The organism is Litorerythrobacter xanthomarinus, assembly GCF_046254955.1.
GTDB lineage: Bacteria > Pseudomonadota > Alphaproteobacteria > Sphingomonadales > Sphingomonadaceae > Qipengyuania_C.
On the sequence record NZ_JBJXRG010000001.1, the window covers coordinates 456,092 to 472,108 of the forward strand.

The 16,017-nt window shown below is 61.0% G+C and carries 16 protein-coding genes; 10 read left to right on the plus strand and 6 right to left on the minus strand.

Annotation, left to right across the window (positions count from 1 at the left end; all coding sequences use genetic code 11):
- Positions 1 to 53 precede the first annotated feature (53 nt).
- A complete protein-coding gene (locus ACEWMW_RS02350; RefSeq protein WP_409412285.1) occupies positions 54 to 1,154 on the minus strand; it encodes a S41 family peptidase in 1,101 nt (366 codons plus the stop codon).
- Positions 1,155 to 1,307: 153 nt separating this feature from the next.
- Here ACEWMW_RS02350 and ispG point away from each other — a divergent pair, with 153 nt between their 5' ends.
- Genes ispG through ACEWMW_RS02375 form a run of 5 tightly spaced genes read left to right on the plus strand, consistent with a single transcriptional unit; the run spans position 1,308 to position 5,958 of the window.
- Positions 1,308 to 2,468, plus strand: a complete 1,161-nt coding sequence (gene ispG / locus ACEWMW_RS02355; protein ID WP_409412286.1) for a flavodoxin-dependent (E)-4-hydroxy-3-methylbut-2-enyl-diphosphate synthase — start codon at positions 1,308 to 1,310, stop codon at positions 2,466 to 2,468.
- A 37-nt stretch (positions 2,469 to 2,505) separates the two neighbouring features.
- The gene (locus ACEWMW_RS02360; RefSeq protein ID WP_409412287.1) at positions 2,506 to 2,784 is read left to right on the plus strand and encodes a hypothetical protein; all 279 of its coding nucleotides are present in this window, start codon (positions 2,506 to 2,508) and stop codon (positions 2,782 to 2,784) included.
- A 39-nt stretch (positions 2,785 to 2,823) separates the two neighbouring features.
- On the plus strand, positions 2,824 to 3,711 hold the full coding sequence (locus ACEWMW_RS02365) for a histone deacetylase family protein (protein ID WP_409413591.1): 888 nt from the start codon (positions 2,824 to 2,826) through the stop codon (positions 3,709 to 3,711).
- Between the two features lie 41 nt (positions 3,712 to 3,752).
- On the plus strand, positions 3,753 to 5,204 hold the full coding sequence (locus ACEWMW_RS02370) for an NAD(P)-binding protein (RefSeq protein WP_409412288.1): 1,452 nt from the start codon (positions 3,753 to 3,755) through the stop codon (positions 5,202 to 5,204).
- A 46-nt stretch (positions 5,205 to 5,250) separates the two neighbouring features.
- Complete coding sequence (locus tag ACEWMW_RS02375; RefSeq protein ID WP_409412289.1) at positions 5,251 to 5,958, plus strand: murein L,D-transpeptidase catalytic domain-containing protein; 708 nt, start codon at positions 5,251 to 5,253, stop codon at positions 5,956 to 5,958.
- Between the two features lie 16 nt (positions 5,959 to 5,974).
- Here the strand turns inward: ACEWMW_RS02375 and ACEWMW_RS02380 are convergent, their stop codons facing one another.
- The gene (locus tag ACEWMW_RS02380) at positions 5,975 to 7,372 is read right to left on the minus strand and encodes a L,D-transpeptidase family protein (RefSeq protein ID WP_409412290.1); all 1,398 of its coding nucleotides are present in this window, start codon (positions 7,370 to 7,372) and stop codon (positions 5,975 to 5,977) included.
- Positions 7,373 to 7,528: 156 nt separating this feature from the next.
- Between ACEWMW_RS02380 and ACEWMW_RS02385 the strand changes: the two genes are divergently transcribed.
- The gene (locus tag ACEWMW_RS02385; RefSeq protein ID WP_409412291.1) at positions 7,529 to 8,416 is read left to right on the plus strand and encodes a DMT family transporter; all 888 of its coding nucleotides are present in this window, start codon (positions 7,529 to 7,531) and stop codon (positions 8,414 to 8,416) included.
- On the opposite strand, the gene ACEWMW_RS02390 is transcribed toward ACEWMW_RS02385, so the two are convergent.
- Positions 8,413 to 8,583: a hypothetical protein gene (locus ACEWMW_RS02390; RefSeq protein WP_409412292.1), complete on the minus strand. Its 171-nt coding sequence runs from the start codon at positions 8,581 to 8,583 to the stop codon at positions 8,413 to 8,415. The genes ACEWMW_RS02385 and ACEWMW_RS02390 overlap by 4 nt on opposite strands.
- Positions 8,584 to 8,773: 190 nt before the next feature.
- On the opposite strand from ACEWMW_RS02390, the gene acnA reads away from it, so the two are divergent.
- Entirely contained in the window at positions 8,774 to 11,449 is a 2,676-nt protein-coding gene (gene acnA / locus ACEWMW_RS02395; RefSeq protein ID WP_409412293.1) for an aconitate hydratase AcnA, read from the plus strand.
- Entirely contained in the window at positions 11,446 to 11,892 is a 447-nt protein-coding gene (locus tag ACEWMW_RS02400) for a rhodanese-like domain-containing protein (protein ID WP_409412294.1), read from the plus strand. Before acnA ends, ACEWMW_RS02400 begins: the two co-directional genes overlap by 4 nt.
- A gap of 3 nt (positions 11,893 to 11,895) precedes the next feature.
- Here the strand turns inward: ACEWMW_RS02400 and ruvB are convergent, their stop codons facing one another.
- Positions 11,896 to 12,945 (minus strand): Holliday junction branch migration DNA helicase RuvB, encoded by a 1,050-nt coding sequence (gene ruvB / locus ACEWMW_RS02405; RefSeq protein ID WP_409412295.1) that lies wholly within the window; start codon positions 12,943 to 12,945, stop codon positions 11,896 to 11,898.
- Positions 12,946 to 13,010: 65 nt separating this feature from the next.
- On the opposite strand from ruvB, the gene ACEWMW_RS02410 reads away from it, so the two are divergent.
- The gene (locus ACEWMW_RS02410) at positions 13,011 to 13,346 is read left to right on the plus strand and encodes a GIY-YIG nuclease family protein (protein WP_409412296.1); all 336 of its coding nucleotides are present in this window, start codon (positions 13,011 to 13,013) and stop codon (positions 13,344 to 13,346) included.
- A 295-nt stretch (positions 13,347 to 13,641) separates the two neighbouring features.
- Here the strand turns inward: ACEWMW_RS02410 and ruvA are convergent, their stop codons facing one another.
- Complete coding sequence (gene ruvA / locus ACEWMW_RS02415; protein WP_409412297.1) at positions 13,642 to 14,262, minus strand: Holliday junction branch migration protein RuvA; 621 nt, start codon at positions 14,260 to 14,262, stop codon at positions 13,642 to 13,644.
- 249 nt (positions 14,263 to 14,511) lie between these two features.
- Here ruvA and aroC point away from each other — a divergent pair, with 249 nt between their 5' ends.
- Positions 14,512 to 15,600 carry a chorismate synthase gene (aroC, locus tag ACEWMW_RS02420; protein WP_409412298.1) on the plus strand — a complete coding sequence of 363 codons (1,089 nt, stop codon included), beginning with the start codon at positions 14,512 to 14,514 and terminating at the stop codon, positions 15,598 to 15,600.
- A gap of 52 nt (positions 15,601 to 15,652) precedes the next feature.
- Here aroC and ACEWMW_RS02425 read toward each other — a convergent pair whose 3' ends face one another.
- Positions 15,653 to 15,952: a hypothetical protein gene (locus ACEWMW_RS02425; RefSeq protein ID WP_409412299.1), complete on the minus strand. Its 300-nt coding sequence runs from the start codon at positions 15,950 to 15,952 to the stop codon at positions 15,653 to 15,655.
- Between the last annotated feature and the right edge of the window lie 65 nt (positions 15,953 to 16,017).

Sequence of the window (16,017 nt, forward strand, 5' to 3'; positions counted from 1 at the left end):
GCCAGCTGGCTGGCAAGCGGCGCGGTTGCACGATTGAGATGTAAGAAAGACTCCTACCCGCTGCGGCGGCGCATCGGGCGCGTCGGCTTATGCGTCTCGGACAAGGCTGACGCCTCTTCAGCCGCAACACCCAATTCCTGCAGCACCCATTCGAGCGCGACTTCCGGCGGCATCTCGACATCGGGGGCAACCCCGTCGCCTTCCCAATCCTTGCCGGTCAGCGGGTCATAGGTCCGGCCCACCGGGACAAATACTTCGAACCCGCCCGGCAGCGGGGTTTCACCGCCAAAATGGTTGGCGCCGTAAGTTGCCTCACCAACAAGAGTGGCACGTCCCGTATGCTTCATCGCCAGCGCGAAATGCTCACCCGCCGATCCCGTCATGGGTCCGCTCAGCACATATACAGATGCCTGCTGCAGCCGGCCCTCGCGATTGGGCAGCACCCAATGTTCGCGGACAACCTCCTGCTCTGTCGAGCCAGTCTCATACAGGGTCGCGCTGCCGAACATATTGCCCATCTCTTCGTCGATGGATCGGCGCGTTGCCATGGTCACAAGGCGAGCGGGCGCATCGAACAGCCAGGGGAAGATCACGTCCATCTGGTCAAGACCGCCGCCGCCATTGGTGCGGATATCGAAAATCAGCGCCTTTGCCTCCTGATGCGCTTCCATGAATGCCGCCGCCTGCGCGGTAACCGCCGGATCGCCGGGAAAGCCGTTAAGGCGCACAAAAGCGATTCCTGGTGCAATCCAACCGCCCTGTTCGATCATGGCCGGGCGCTCACCGGCAGCCCGGCGTTGGCGCTGCTCGCTGTTACTGGCGGGCCTCACGCGCAGATGGGCGTCAGCTTGCACCGCTTGCAGATCATCAGTCAGGCGGTCCGCCAGCGCTTCACCCGCCAGTTCGGCATAGGCGCCCTTTGCAACATTCGCCCGCAGCATCTCTGCATAGCGTTCGCCGACATCGGGATAGACGAAGCCGCGTTCCAGCTCACGCGCCAGCGCGCAGGCCGTCGCCGCATTCGAACTGTCTGCCGGTGCGACGCAGGTTGTAGCAGAGGAGTTGACGGTATCAGTCGCTAGGAGAGCGACGGGCGACAATGCGGCAGCGGCTGCAAGCGAGCCGAATCCGACCAGTTGATGAGCTTTCTTCATGGTGGGAACCTGCCCGTATTGCCTGACGCTTGCAACTACACTTGTAGTCGCAGGAATGCCGTTCGTCGAGTTGTACAAGCCTCAGGCGATCATACAGCTGCTGACGCGGTGTCATTGCTCCTTCATCCGCGCGCGCCTATATGCTCGAGCAATATGTCTTCAGACACGCTCTCTTCGATCCGCCCGTGGCGCGAAATCATGCGCCGCAAGAGCCGCCAGATCATGGTCGGCGATGTACCTGTGGGCGGCGATGCGCCGATTACGGTGCAGACCATGACCAATACGCCGACAGAAGATGTCGGCGCGACGATCGACCAGATCCGCCGCTGCGAGGATGCGGGTGCAGACATCATCCGTGTATCTTGCCCGACGGCTGAATCGACCGAGAATTTCGACCAGATTACCAAGGCGGCGAACATCCCGATCGTTGCCGATATCCATTTCCACTACAAACGCGCGCTCGAAGCGGCCGACAAGGGCGCGGCTTGCCTCCGGATCAATCCTGGCAATATCGGCTCGTCAGAGCGCGTGGCCGAAGTGGTCCGCGCGGCCAAGGCCAATGGCTGCGCGATCCGCATCGGGGTCAATGCAGGCAGTCTCGAGAAAGACCTGCTCGAGAAATACGGCGAGCCGTGCCCCGAAGCGCTAATCGAAAGCGCGCTCGACCATATCAAGCTGCTGCAGGATCACGATTTCCACGAATACAAGGTGGCGGTGAAAGCCTCCGACGTATTCCTCGCAGTGGCCGCCTATCATGGGCTCGCCGAAGCAGTGGACTGCCCGCTGCATCTGGGCATTACCGAGGCTGGCGGGCTGATAGGCGGCACGGTGAAGTCATCGCTCGGTATCGGCTCGCTGCTGTGGGCCGGGATCGGCGATACGATCCGCGTCAGCCTGTCTGCCGAACCGGAGCAGGAAGTGAAGGTCGGCTTCGAAATCCTGAAATCGCTGGGCCTGCGCACACGCGGCGTTCGGGTCGTCTCCTGCCCGAGCTGTTCGCGGCAGGGATTCGACGTGATCCGCACGGTCGAGGCGCTGGAGAAGCGTCTGGAGCATATCAAGACGCCGATGAGCCTTTCGGTGCTCGGCTGCGTCGTCAACGGACCCGGCGAGGCGCGCGAGACCGATATAGGCATCACCGGCGGCGGAGCGGGCAAGCACATGGTCTACCTCTCCGGCGTGACCGATCACCACGTTCAGGACGGCGACATGCTTGACCATATCGTTAAGCTTGTCGAGGAGAAGGCGGCGAAGATCGAAGCTGGCGAAGCCACTGCATTCGATCCGCATGCGGTGAAAGAGCCCGCGGAGTAGAACGCGATACCCAGTCACCCAGAGGAGGCGCAAATCGATGGACAGCAAGCCGCAAACCAAAACCGAACGCAAACCGGTCGTTGATGCGCAGCAGCTGCCGGTTGTGAGCGAAGCTGCGACAACGGCTGCCAAGGCGAGCGCCGGGCGACCCGTTGGGGCAGTCGCAGCAGGAGCCTTTGCGCTTGGCGCTCTGGCCGTCGGTGCAATCGCAATCGGTGCCCTCGCAGTTGGACGAATGGCTATCGGGCGCCTGCGTATTCGCGATGCGAGGATTGACCGCCTCCGCGTTGGCAAGATTAAAATCGGCGAGGACTGATAACAAGCTTTGCTCCACGTCGTCCATCACGCCGACTACATGGCACCTCGTCCTGAGCGGGGCACTTTCAAGTTCGACAAATACTACCTGGTCATGGAAGCCTTGCGCGAGAGCGGCTATCCGCTGACCGAACATGCGCCCGAGCCCTGCCCGCGCCAATGGCTTGAGGCTGTACATTGCCCGAACTATGTCGACGAGGTCTTTCGCGCCGCAGTCCCGCGCGAAAAGGAGCGGCGCATCGGCTTCCCGGTGACCCCGCATATCGCCTCCAGAGTGCGCCACACCAATGGCGGGACATGGCTCGCCGCGCGGCTTGCCAAACGCCATGGTTATGCCGCCAATAGCGCCGCCGGGAGCCACCACGCGCTGCACGACACCGGCGCGGGATACTGCGTGTTCAATGACTTGGCCGTCGCATCGAATCGCCTGATTGCCGAGGGAGATGCCCAGCGAATCCTAATCATCGATTGCGATGTCCATCAGGGTGACGGCACCGCCAGCCTCACCGCGGGGCGCGAAGACATCTTCACGCTCTCGCTCCATGCCGAGAAGAATTTCCCGGCACGAAAGGCGCGTTCCAGCCGCGACATAGCCCTGCCCGATGGCACAGACGATGACGGCTATCTTGAAGCGCTTTCGCGCAACGTGCCCGAACTGCTGAAAGACTTCGCGCCTGACCTGGTGCTGTACCAAGCCGGGGTCGACCCGCACGTCGATGACCGGCTGGGTCGCCTTGCGCTGAGCGACAGCGGGCTGGTGGCGCGCGATCGCTATGTTATCGGCGAGGCGCGGCGGCGCGGAATCCCGATCGCCTCGGCGCTCGGCGGCGGCTATGGCGATGATCAGCGCGCGGTGGCCGAGCGCCATGCACGCTCGATGGTTGCGATGGCAGCGGAAAGCACGAAGGTGGCAATCCTCGCGGCATAGGCTACCGTTTCCGCCTCGATTCTTGGTGGAAGGTGGAGACGATGGCGGATTTCGAAACGGATTACCTGATTGTAGGCGCGGGCGCGGTGGGCCTCGCATTCGCCGATACGCTGATTGACGAAGACCCCGATTGCCACATCACCTTCGTCGACAAACACGCCAAGCCAGGCGGGCACTGGAACGATGCCTATTCCTTCGTCACTCTGCATCAACCCAGCGCTTTCTATGGGGTGCCCTCAACCGAGTTTCCCAGCGAACAGGTCGACATGCACGGCCCCAACAAGGGGCTACGTGCGCTGGCCAGTGGGGCCGAAGTGCTGGCTTACTTCGAGCGGGTGATGAACATGCGCCTGCTGCCAACTGGCCGCGTCGAATACTACCGGCTGAGTGAGTTCAAGGGTAGGAACCAAGCAGGTGAGGCGAAGATTGTTTCGATCCTTGGTGGTGAGGAGACGACCATCACAGTGCGCCGCAAACTCGTCGACGCGACATTCTATCAGACCTCCGTCCCCGCAACCCATAAGCGAGCATTCAGCGAGGGTGAGGGCGTCACAACTGTCCCTCCTGGCGAATTGCCGCAGTTATGGAAAGCGCCTGAAGCGCTTCCCGATCACTACGTCATCCTAGGCGCGGGCAAGACCGCGATGGATACCGCCGTGTGGCTGATCCAGGCTGGAGTCGATCCAGCTACCATCAGCTGGGTTCGCCCACGCGAGAGCTGGCTATGGAACCGCATTTACAATCAGCCAGGCGAAGACTTTATCGAAACCGTGGTCGATATGCAGATTGCGATCATGGAGGCCGCCAACAAGTCCAATGACGGCGCAGAGATGATGAGAATACTGGGCGAGAAGGACTACTATCTCCGGATAGATCCTGATGTGGAGCCAGAGATGTTCCATTTCGCCACCGTCTCGCAAGGCGAGGTGGATATCATGCGCCAGATCAAGCACGTCATCCGCAATGGCCGGGTGCAGGCAATTGAATCCGGCAAGCTGGTTTTTGCCGATAGCGAGGTCGAAGTACCCGAAAACAGCCTGTTTATCGATTGCACTGCCACTGCGGTGCCGTTTGGCAGGACCAAGCAGCTCAAACCCATTTTTGATGGCGAAACAATCACACTCCAGCCTCTGCATGTGCCGCTTGTCGTATTCAGCGCTTCCATCTGTGCCCTGATCGAAGCGCACTACGAAGGCGACGATGCCAAGAATGCTCTCGCCACGCCCGGGCCGTTGACCGACACGCCTGCGACATTCCCTTATGCGCAGTTCATTTCGATGATGAACCGCGGCGCGTGGTCACAGGACGCGCGGATTAGCGATTGGATCAGCAGCAGCCGGCTGGACCTGGCTGGACCTACCATCGCAAAGCTTGTTGCCGAAAACAGCCCGAAGCTCGAAGCAATTGGTGCATTCCAACAGGCAGTCATGGGGAATATGCCCGCGCTCGCTCAGCTGGGGATGAAAGCCAAGGCTATCCACGAAGCTGCTTGAACTGCCTATTCACGCTTGAGATAGAAATACGCTATACAATGCGCGTATGAAACGGCGCGATCTCTTGAAAAGCGGATTGGCCGCAGGCGCGCTTGCGGCTTTGCCTGCGCGTGCATTTGCGACAGCAAAAGCCGGATCGGCGCGCGACCGCGTGCTGTTCGATATCGCCAAACGCGAGCTGGAACGCGCCGGTGACGTGATCTGGCGCAAGGATATCGTCGGAATTGCCGATTTCGGTCTCCATTCCGCGCTGCCGCGCTTCCATTTCGTCAATCTCGAGCAGGACAGCGTAGAAAGCTTCCGTGTGGCGCATGGTACCGGCTCCGATCCCGAGCATGACGGGTTCCTCAATCGCTTCTCGAATACCGAGGGCTCGAACGCGACCAGCCGCGGTGCTTATGTCACCTGGGAATGGTACACGGGCCGCTACGGCACGTCGGTTCGCCTGGGCGGTCTCGATCCCACCAATAATGCGGCATTCGAACGCTATATCGTGATGCACTCTGCAAAATATGCCGAACCCGAACATGTCGAGCGCTGGGGGCGGCTGGGCCGCTCGAACGGTTGTTTTGCGCTCGGGAAAGAGGATTTCCGGACCGCCCTGTTGCGGCTTTCCGGCGGTCGCCTGCTTTACGCCGATGTGCTTGGCCTTGATGAAGATGGCACACAGAAACCCATGCCCCAAGACTTGCAATTGCTTGCGGCGGAATATCCGCGCACCACGCAGGAAAGGCTAATGCCCGGAAGCTACTAGGGTTAGCTGGGGCGACTTAGGTCGTCTGCAAATCGTCGATGATTTCGACTACTTCCTCGCTCGTCTTGCGCGCGCGATTGGATTCGCGTGGCTGGTCGAGCGCCGCCAGGACCGGCTCGTCGCGCCCGTAAATGTCCTTGAATGTGCGCAGCTCGCCATCGATGTCCGAAGCCATCGTGAAGTAAGTGATATAGACGGGAAATTCGCGTTGCATCGGAACCTTGGTGTAATCGCCCGACGTCACGATCTCGATCGCTTCTTCCTTGGTTGCGCCTTTACCGACAATCGCCATCGTGATCGCCAGTTCAAGCGCGCGCTCGGTGCGAATGCAGCCATGCGAGAGAGCGCGCATGTCATTAGCGAAGAGATGCCGTGAAGGTGTATCGTGCAGAAAAATCGCATGCGGATTGGGCATGTCGAGCTTCATCATGCCGAGCGAATTGGTCGGTCCGGGCTGTTGCACCACGCCGATCCACCCACCTGCGCCCTTCGTGGCCTTGTAGCCCTGCGATTGCGCCCATTTGGGATTGTTGAGTACCTTCTGGCCCAGCCCTTCGCCTTTCACTATCGATTGGGGGACGGTCCAGGTGGGATTAAACACTACGCCTTCGACAATCTCGGCCAATTGCGGGGTCGCATTGCGCCCCGGTTTGCCGACGATCGTTCGATATGTGCTGATGATTTTGTCATTGACGGTCAGGCGCAGCTGGAATTCGGGCACATTGGTGAGAAGGTACTGGTTGCCGAGATCGCGTGGAAGCCAGCGCCAGCGATCGAGATTGGCCATGATCAGCTTGCGGCGCCCGGCTTCCGCTTGCGGCGTATCGGCCAATGCCTCGACCAGCCGCTGGTAATCCGGATGGGTGGGCCGGACCAAATTGAGCGCGTCGACGACGTCGCCTGTCTGTGACACCTGTGCCAGCAAATCGCGCGAGCGATACCGATCGGGATCGGGATCAACCACGAACCACTGCTTGCGCGAAGACATCGGCGTGCGCCCATCGCGCATGTCTTCGACGAGCCAGATGAAATTGCGGCTGGCGATCTCGTCCAATTGGGGGCTCGGACCTGCAATCACGGCGGCACGCAAAGCAGCGATCTCGTAGTCGGCTGGATTGAGCCCTTCGCGATCAACTGTTTCCAGAGCGAAGGCGAGCTGCCCTGCCGCGTCAATCGACCACTCCGCCACCGGCGGCGAAAGATCCTGCATCACCGGCTCGCTGACGAATTCGGTTCCGGCGAAAGCCTGCTCCACGCCTTCAGCTTGCGAAGTCGGTACATCCATTTCCGTGCGCTCTTCGGACTCGCCCTCGGCTTGCGAGAGCAAGTCCTGCGGAGCCGCATTTTGCGCAGCAAGCGGAGCAGCTGCGACACTCAGCCCGAGTATCAGGGATAGAGACAGGTAATTCTTCAAGACGGCCCTTTCACATACCGAACCCGCGGCCACGCGGCTTCATTCGCCGGGCGATCTAACGGAATTTCGCCCCGTTCATCAACAATTCGTGCTGACTGAAGCCTGAATTGCAAGAGAAGTGATGACGCAGCGCAACATGGCCGATAAGGGCAGGCAATGAGTGCAACCCCATCCTATCTGCGGCCGATCGTGGCGGTGATCATCGGGATTGCACTTTTCTCGACGATGGACGCGGTCATGAAAAGTGCGTCGCTCGCGATCGGTGCATTCAGCGCCTATTTCCTGCGCTGCATCGTCGGATTTTGCATTATCGCTCCGGTCTGGTGGCTGCGGACGCGCGCAATGCCATCGCGCGCAGTCATGCGGATCCACATCAAGCGCAGCGTAGTGGTGGCCTTCATGGGGCTATCGTTTTTTTACGCCATCGTGCGTTTGCCGCTCGCCGAAGCGATCGCGATTTCTTTCATTGCGCCGCTCATAGCATTGTTCCTGGCGGCGGTATTGCTGGGAGAGAAGATCGAGCTGAGATCGATTGTCGCCGGGGTTGCCGGTCTCGCCGGTGTGCTGCTGATTGTCGGCGGAAAAGTCGGCAGCGAAGAGATGACCGACGAAGTGGTTTGGGGCCTCGCCGCTGTGGTGTTTTCTGCCGTTCTGTATGCCTGGAACCTGATCCTGCAGCGCGAGCAGGCGCTCGTCGCCAAGCCGACCGAAGTCAGCACCTTCCAGAACGGTATAGTCGCCCTGGTCCTGCTGGGCGCCACGCCATTCCTGCTCGAATGGCCCAATATGCAGGTGTGGGGGGAGCTGGTCCTCGGCGCGCTACTGGCGATTTCCGCTGCTGTGATGCTCACATGGGCCTATGCCCGCGCCGAAGCGCAGGTGCTGGTGCCTTTCGAATACACCGGTTTCCTGTGGGCAGTGCTGCTGGGCTGGCTCATGTTCGGCGAGGATGTGACCGGCTGGACAATTTCCGGCGCATCGCTGATCATTCTTGCCTGCCTGATCGCTAGCCGCCGCAAGCGGCCGGAGCAAAGTGCGCTTTAAGACTGGTCCTGCATTACAGGAGAGGGAGCCACTTCGCCCGCTTCCGCAGGTGAACTGCTAAGCGCAAGCGCTGCGCCAAAGCATGCAGCAACAGCGAGGCATGCGGCCATCACGCCTGCGCGCACCGGTTTGTGCTTCTCGTCATCGGCAAACATTAGACTATTCAATTTCAAACTCCTCGGGCACGAACGGGCACGCTCATATTCTGGCTTTCCCAACCAATGCAAAGAGTTGCCGATGGTTCCGTCTCCGCCCCCTTGACGCAGAGCCGGGAGTCGCGCAGTTGCGCTGGCAACAGCCGCTTCCCCTTCGCCAAAGAAGCCAGGCGGCCCGCATACAGAAAGGATTGCTCGCACGATGACCAAGGTCGGACAGGATACGCTCGGAACACGCACCACCATGAATGTAGGCGGAGAAACGATCGCCTATTACTCGCTGGCCAAGGCGGCCGAGGCGGTGGGTGACGTGTCGCGGCTCCCGTTTTCGATGAAGGTCCTGCTGGAGAACATGCTGCGCTTCGAAGACGGCGGTTTCACCGTCGGCAAGGAGCACGTGCAGGCCATCGCCGACTGGCAGAACAATCCCGCAACCGGACAGGAAATTCAGTACCGGCCCGCCCGCGTCCTGCTGCAGGACTTCACCGGGGTGCCCTGCGTGGTCGACCTTGCCGCCATGCGCGATGCGATCAGCAAGCTCGGCGGCGACACCGCCAAGATCAATCCGCAGGTTCCCGTGAACCTCGTCATCGACCACTCGGTCATGGTTGATGAATTCGGCCACCCCAAGGCTTTCGAGCAAAACGTAGCGCTCGAATATGCCCGCAATGCGGAGCGTTACGACTTCCTCAAATGGGGCTCGAAGAGCTTTGAGAATTTCTCCGCTGTGCCTCCCGGAACCGGGATCTGCCATCAGGTGAACCTCGAGCACATTGGCCGCGGTGTGTGGTCTTCGAAAGACCAGAATGGCGAAATGGTCGCTTATCCTGACACCTGCGTCGGCACCGACAGCCACACCACCATGATCAACGGCTTGGGCGTGCTTGGCTGGGGCGTTGGCGGGATCGAAGCTGAGGCAGCCATGCTTGGCCAGCCAATCTCGATGCTCATCCCTGAAGTCGTCGGCTTCAAGCTCACCAACAAGATGGCCGAAGGCGTCACCGCAACCGATCTCGTGCTGACGTGCGTGCAGATGCTGCGCGAAGTAGGCGTGGTGGGCCGCTTCGTCGAGTTCTATGGTCCCGGCGTATCGAACCTCAGCCTGGCCGACCGCGCAACCATCGCCAACATGGCGCCCGAATACGGGGCGACCTGCGGATTCTTCGGGATCGACGACAAAACCATTGAATACCTGCGTCTCACCGGTCGCAGCGAAGACCAGATCGCGCTGGTCGAAGCCTATGCCAAGGAACAGGGCATGTGGTTCACGCCCGAGAACGAGCCGGTGTTCTCCAACACGCTCTCGCTCGACATGGCGAAAGTCGTGCCAAGCCTTGCCGGACCGAAGCGTCCGCAGGACAAGGTCGCGCTGCCCGATGTCGATGAGCTATTCAACGGCGAACTCGATACGGTTTATGGCAAGTCGGCTCCCGCGCGTGTCGCAGTCGACGGCAAGGATCACGACATCGGCGACGGCGACGTGGTTATTGCCGCGATCACCAGTTGCACCAATACATCCAACCCCGATGTGCTGATTGCCGCCGGCCTTGTCGCCAAGAAGGCGGTCGAGAAAGGCCTCAAGCCTAAGCCGTGGGTTAAGACCTCGCTCGCACCGGGCTCGCAGGTCGTGACCGACTATCTCGAGAAATCGGGCCTGCAGGACCACCTCAACGAAATCGGTTTCGACCTTGTTGGCTATGGCTGTACTACCTGCATCGGCAACTCCGGCCCGCTCGCCCCGCCGATCAGCAAGGCGATCAACGGCAATGATATCGTCGCCGCCTCGGTGCTTTCGGGCAACCGCAATTTCGAAGGCCGCGTTTCACCCGATGTGCGCGCCAATTTCCTCGCCTCGCCCCCGCTGGTGGTTGCATATGCGCTCTTGGGCACAGTGACACAGGACATCACGACAACGCCGATCGGGCAGGACCAGGACGGCGAAGACGTGATGCTCGCGGACCTTTGGCCTTCCAACCAGGAAGTCTACGAGCACCGCGTCGCCAATATTGACCGGCAGATGTTCGAAACGCGCTATGCCGATGTCTACAAGGGCGACGAGCACTGGCAGGCGATTAATGTCGAAGCGTCGGACACCTATCGCTGGAACCCGACCAGCACCTATGTCGCCAGCCCGCCGTTCTTCGATGGCATGGAAATGACTCCGGCCCCGGTTGCGGATATCACCGATGCCAAGCCGCTGGCGGTCCTGGGCGACTCGGTCACCACCGACCACATTTCGCCGGCCGGATCGATCAAGGAAGACAGCCCTGCAGGCTCCTACCTGAACGAACGGCAGGTCTCGAAGGCGGACTTCAACTCCTACGGCTCGCGCCGCGGCAACCACGAAGTGATGATGCGCGGCACTTTCGCCAATATCCGCATCAAGAACGAGATGGTTCCGGGCGTCGAGGGCGGCTTCACCACCTACAAGGGTGAGCAGATGCCGATCTATGACGCGGCGATGAAGCACAAGGAAGACGGCACCCCGCTCGTCGTGATCGGCGGCAAGGAATACGGCACCGGCTCGTCACGCGACTGGGCGGCGAAAGGCACGATCCTGCTCGGCGTGCGCGCCGTGCTGGTCGAAAGCTACGAGCGCATCCACCGCTCCAACCTGATCGGCATGGGCGTGCTCCCGCTGCAGTTCAAGGAAGGCGACAGCCGCAAGACGCTGGGTCTCGGCGCGGACGACACCTTCTCGATCAAGGGCCTGGCCGATCTCAAGCCGGGCCAGGACGTAGAGGTCGAAGTGACCCATGAAGACGGTTCGAAAGCCAACTTCACGGCGCTGTGCCGCATCGATACCGCCAACGAAATGGAATACTACAAGCATGGCGGTATCCTGCAGTACGTGATCCGCGGGCTGGCTTCCGAATGAGTCTGCGGAGCTTCGCTTTCGCTCTCGCGGCACCGCTCGCATTGGCAGGCTGCGCTTCGAACAGTGCAGTCTACGGTCCCGACGCGGTCGATATCGCGAATGCCCGTGTGGCGACCATTACCGCCGATCAGCTGGCGATACTGCTGGCAGCGGGAGAGGTGGTGCTGATCGACGTACGAACGCCGTATGAATTCGCCGACAGCCGTATCGAGGGAGCGCTCAATGCGCCACTGACGCACTTCGACCCGGCGGCAATACCCGATGACACAACGCGCGAGGTAATCCTCTACTGCGGCTCTTCGCGCCGCTCAGGCATCGCGGCGGAACAGCTTGCCCAGCATAGCGGCACCATTGTCCGTCATCTCGAAGGCGGAATCCGAGAATGGACCGATGCCGGGTTCGAGACCGTGGCGAACGATCCTTCGGACGATCCGCGGCGCTAGGCCTTACTTACCCTCGTCGAACAGGCCGGATTGATTGTCGGACCCTCTCGCCTGTGCTGGTGGGGGCGTCATTTCCATATGTTCCCATCCGGTGTCGTTGAGCATGCGGCCGCGCGCGGTGCGGGCGACAAGTCCTAGCTGGATCAGGTAAGGCTCAATCACTTCCTCGACCGTGTCGCGCGGTTCCGACAAACCGGCGGCGAGCGTTTCGACACCGACCGGCCCGCCTTTGTAAGTGGTTGCAATCATGGCGAGATAGCGCCGGTCCATCGCATCTAGGCCCAGCCGGTCAATCTCGAGCCGGGTCAGCGCGCTATCGGCAATCGCGCGCGTCACCATGCCGTCACCCGCCACTTCGGCAAAGTCTCGCACCCGCCTGAGCAACCGCCCGGCCACGCGCGGAGTGCCACGCGAACGGCGGGCAATCTCGCGCGCGCCTTGGGCATCGATGTCGAGGCCGAGCAGGCGCGCGCCGCGCTGGACCACCTGGTCAAGCTCGTCATGGGAGTAGAAGTTGAGCCGCACGGGAATGCCGAAGCGGTCGCGCAATGGCGTGGTCAGCAGGCCTTGCCGGGTGGTTGCGCCCACCAGCGTGAACGGCGGCAAGTCGATCCGGACCGAGCGTGCGGACGGGCCCTCGCCGATAATGATATCGAGCGCGCGGTCCTCCATCGCCGGATAGAGGATTTCCTCGACTACCGGATTGAGGCGATGGATTTCGTCGATGAACAGCACATCGTTGGGCTCTAGATTGGTGAGCAGCGCGGCAAGATCGCCCGCCTTGGCGATCACCGGGCCGGACGTGGCGCGAAAGCCTACGCCCATTTCCTTCGCCACGATTTGCGCCAGCGTTGTCTTGCCCAGGCCGGGAGGGCCGAAGAACAGTACGTGGTCCATCGCCTCGCCCCGCCCGCGCGCCGCCTCGATAAAGACGCGCAGGTTCTCGCGCGCGCCTTCCTGCCCGATGAACTCGCCAAGCGTCTTGGGCCGCAGCGCCGCATCGGGATCATCTGGCTGGCGATCAGGATCGTGAAGGGGGACGGGGTCAGTCATTACAACTCCGCAATACCGTCATGCTGAACTTGTTTCAGTATCCATCGCCCGTCATGCCTCGCTTGGTGAAACGCGACCGAACCCCCTGCGTATACCTGTTGGCGAGCGACTATCGCGGCGTTCTCTACACTGGCGTGACCTCGAACCTGCCTGGCCGAATTTGGCAGGATCGCGAGGGAGTAACGGGTGGTTTCACCAGCCACTATAAGGTTTTCAGGCTTGTCTATATCGAAGTCTTTGACACGATGGACGAAGCGATCGCGCGGGAAAAGCAAATCAAGAACTGGCGCAGGCAATGGAAGATCAACCTGATCGAAGCCGCAAACCCGCATTGGCGCGACCTTGCGAGCGATTTGGGCTTTGAGCCTCTCCCGCCCCGTCGTGGCGGTCATGGACCCTGAAACAAGTTCAGGGTGACGGGGTGGCTGGCGATCAGGGTCGTGGAGAGGGACGGCATCAGTCACCAATTTTTGTCCTTTGGATCACTTGTGGCGCAGTGACTACCCCTCAGCATTCCGCCAACCCAAATTCCCCCAGAAGCATCACATTTCTCAGTTTCTTCAATCCAATCCAGGACATGTCTAACGCCAACGGCTGTTACAATCCCGACCATAACTGCAATACTAACCAAGAGTAGAAGCGCCCTGAGCCCCCCATGCAACTTTAGCTTGCCATTGATACCTCTTTCGAGAACCATCACCCCGCAGCCCTCTTCAGCGCGACACGGATCAGGTCGCTTTCGCCCGCATCCTCGCCCAGTTCGGATTGCGCAAGAGCGACTGCGCGCGCGGCCACTGCGGGCTTGAATCCGAGGTTCTCCAGCGCGCTCACCGCATCGGCGCTCGCACCGCCTGCGGGCGACACAGGCGCGCCTGCAACGCCCGCGATACCGCCACCCGGAAGCGCGCCACCTATTGTTTGGGCCTTGTCCTTCAGCTCATTGACGATCCGTCCGGCGAGTTTCGGCCCCACGCCCTGCGCGCGAGAGACGCTTGCCGCATCGCCCCCTGCGCAGGCATCGCGCAGCTCGTCGGTCGAGAGCGCCGAGAGGATCGCCAGCGCGACCTTGCTGCCCACGCCCTGCACTTGTGTAAGCAAGCGGAACCAGTCGCGCTCACCAGCTTCGGCAAAGCCCAAGAGGCGCATGTCATTCTCGGAGACTTGCAGATCGGTATAGACCGTACAGGCTTCTCCCTGCTCGCCCAGCGCTGCCAAGGTCTTGGCCGAACAATGGACCAGATAGCCCACGCCCTGCACATCGACGATGGCCCAGTCCGCACCGGTTTCGTCTAGCAGGCCTTTGAGTTTGGCAATCATGCTGGCTTTCTCGCGTAAGTGGGGCGCAATTGCCAGTGTCTTCCCCTCGATTTGCCCGACCAAATCCTACTGGATGGAGCACATGGAGCACTGTCCTGAGTGCGAAAAACAGGTGCCCGCGAGCGCCGGATCGGCGCGGAGGGAAGCGTGCAGTGAAATGCGTGCATGCGAAGGGACTGCCACAGCGCCTTGAAGTAGGAAAACGTTCGGTTGCTCGACAGGCATCACATTTTCGCTATGGAAGCGCGCATGAGCTGGAACACATTCGGACGCGTGCTGCGCTTCACAACATGGGGGGAAAGTCATGGCCCTGCGCTGGGCGCGGTGCTGGACGGCTGCCCGCCGGGTATCGCGCTGTCCGAAAAGGATATCCAACCCTTCATGGATGCGCGCCGCCCCGGCCAGTCGAAGTTCACCACCCAGCGGCAAGAGCCGGACCAGGTCAAGATCCTCTCCGGAGTATTTGAAGGCAAGACCACCGGCACGCCGATCAGCCTGATGATCGAGAATGTCGACCAGCGCTCCAAGGATTACTCCGAAGTCGCCAAGGCATACCGGCCCGGTCATGCCGATTATAGCTATGACCAGAAATACGGCTTTCGCGATTATCGCGGCGGCGGGCGCTCGAGCGCGCGTGAGACTGCGGCGCGCGTAGCCGCAGGCGCAGTTGCGCGGCTGATCATCCCTGAAGTGAAGATCACCGCCTATGTCTGCGAAATCGGCGGCGACAGCATCGACCGCGAGGCGATGAACCTCGCCGAGATCGGCAACAACCCGTTCTTCTGCCCCGACACCTGGGCGGCGCAGCGCTGGGAAAAACTGGTCGACGAAGCGCGCAAGGCTGGCTCGTCACTGGGCGCAGTGGTTGAATGCGTGGCCGAAGGCGTTCCGGTAGGCTGGGGCGCGCCGGTCTATGCCAAGCTCGATGCGGATATCGCGGCGGGCATGATGGGGATCAACGCGACCAAGGGCGTGGAGATCGGCGACGGCTTCGGCGCCGCGCGTCTCTCGGGCGAGGAGAATGCGGACCGGATGCGTCCGGCCGAAAACGGCAGCAACGAAGGCTCACCGCAATTCCTCGCCAACCACGCGGGCGGAACAGCTGGAGGCATTTCGACCGGCCAGCCAGTGGTGTGCCGCGTGGCCTTCAAGCCCACTTCATCGATCCTCACCCCGGTCGAGACGATCGACAATGAAGGCAACGCCACAGAGATCCGCACCAAAGGTCGTCACGATCCCTGCGTCGGCATTCGCGGCGCACCGGTGGTCGAGGCTATGATGGCGCTAGTGTTGGCCGATCACAAACTGCTCGACCGCGCCCAATTTGGAAACCGATAGCGGGACAAAGACTCGCCCAGACGGGTGAGCGGCAACGCGAGCAGCTTCTCAGTCAGCCAACTGGACGGGCGCGCATCGGTTGCATGTTTGCAGGCCGGCTCACCACAGGAACGTGCACAGCGATCTGCTCTGCCTCGTCCTCGTAAACGTCCTCCAATTCGTAAACATCGTCGCGATTCTTCACCGCGTAAGTCAGCAGCTCTACTTCACGCTTGGCTACGACATATGCATAGGCCAGGCCCGCAAGCAGGAATACGCCGCTGCCACCGCGTACGAAAGGAAGATCGAGTATGACTGCAAGCACGATCAATGCGGCGGCAATCATCAGCGCTGCCATACTGAGTTTGGACATCGTAAACTCCTAAAGATGGACGTTCGATATACCATTTCCATTAGCCGCAATTCTCTGACGGGTTC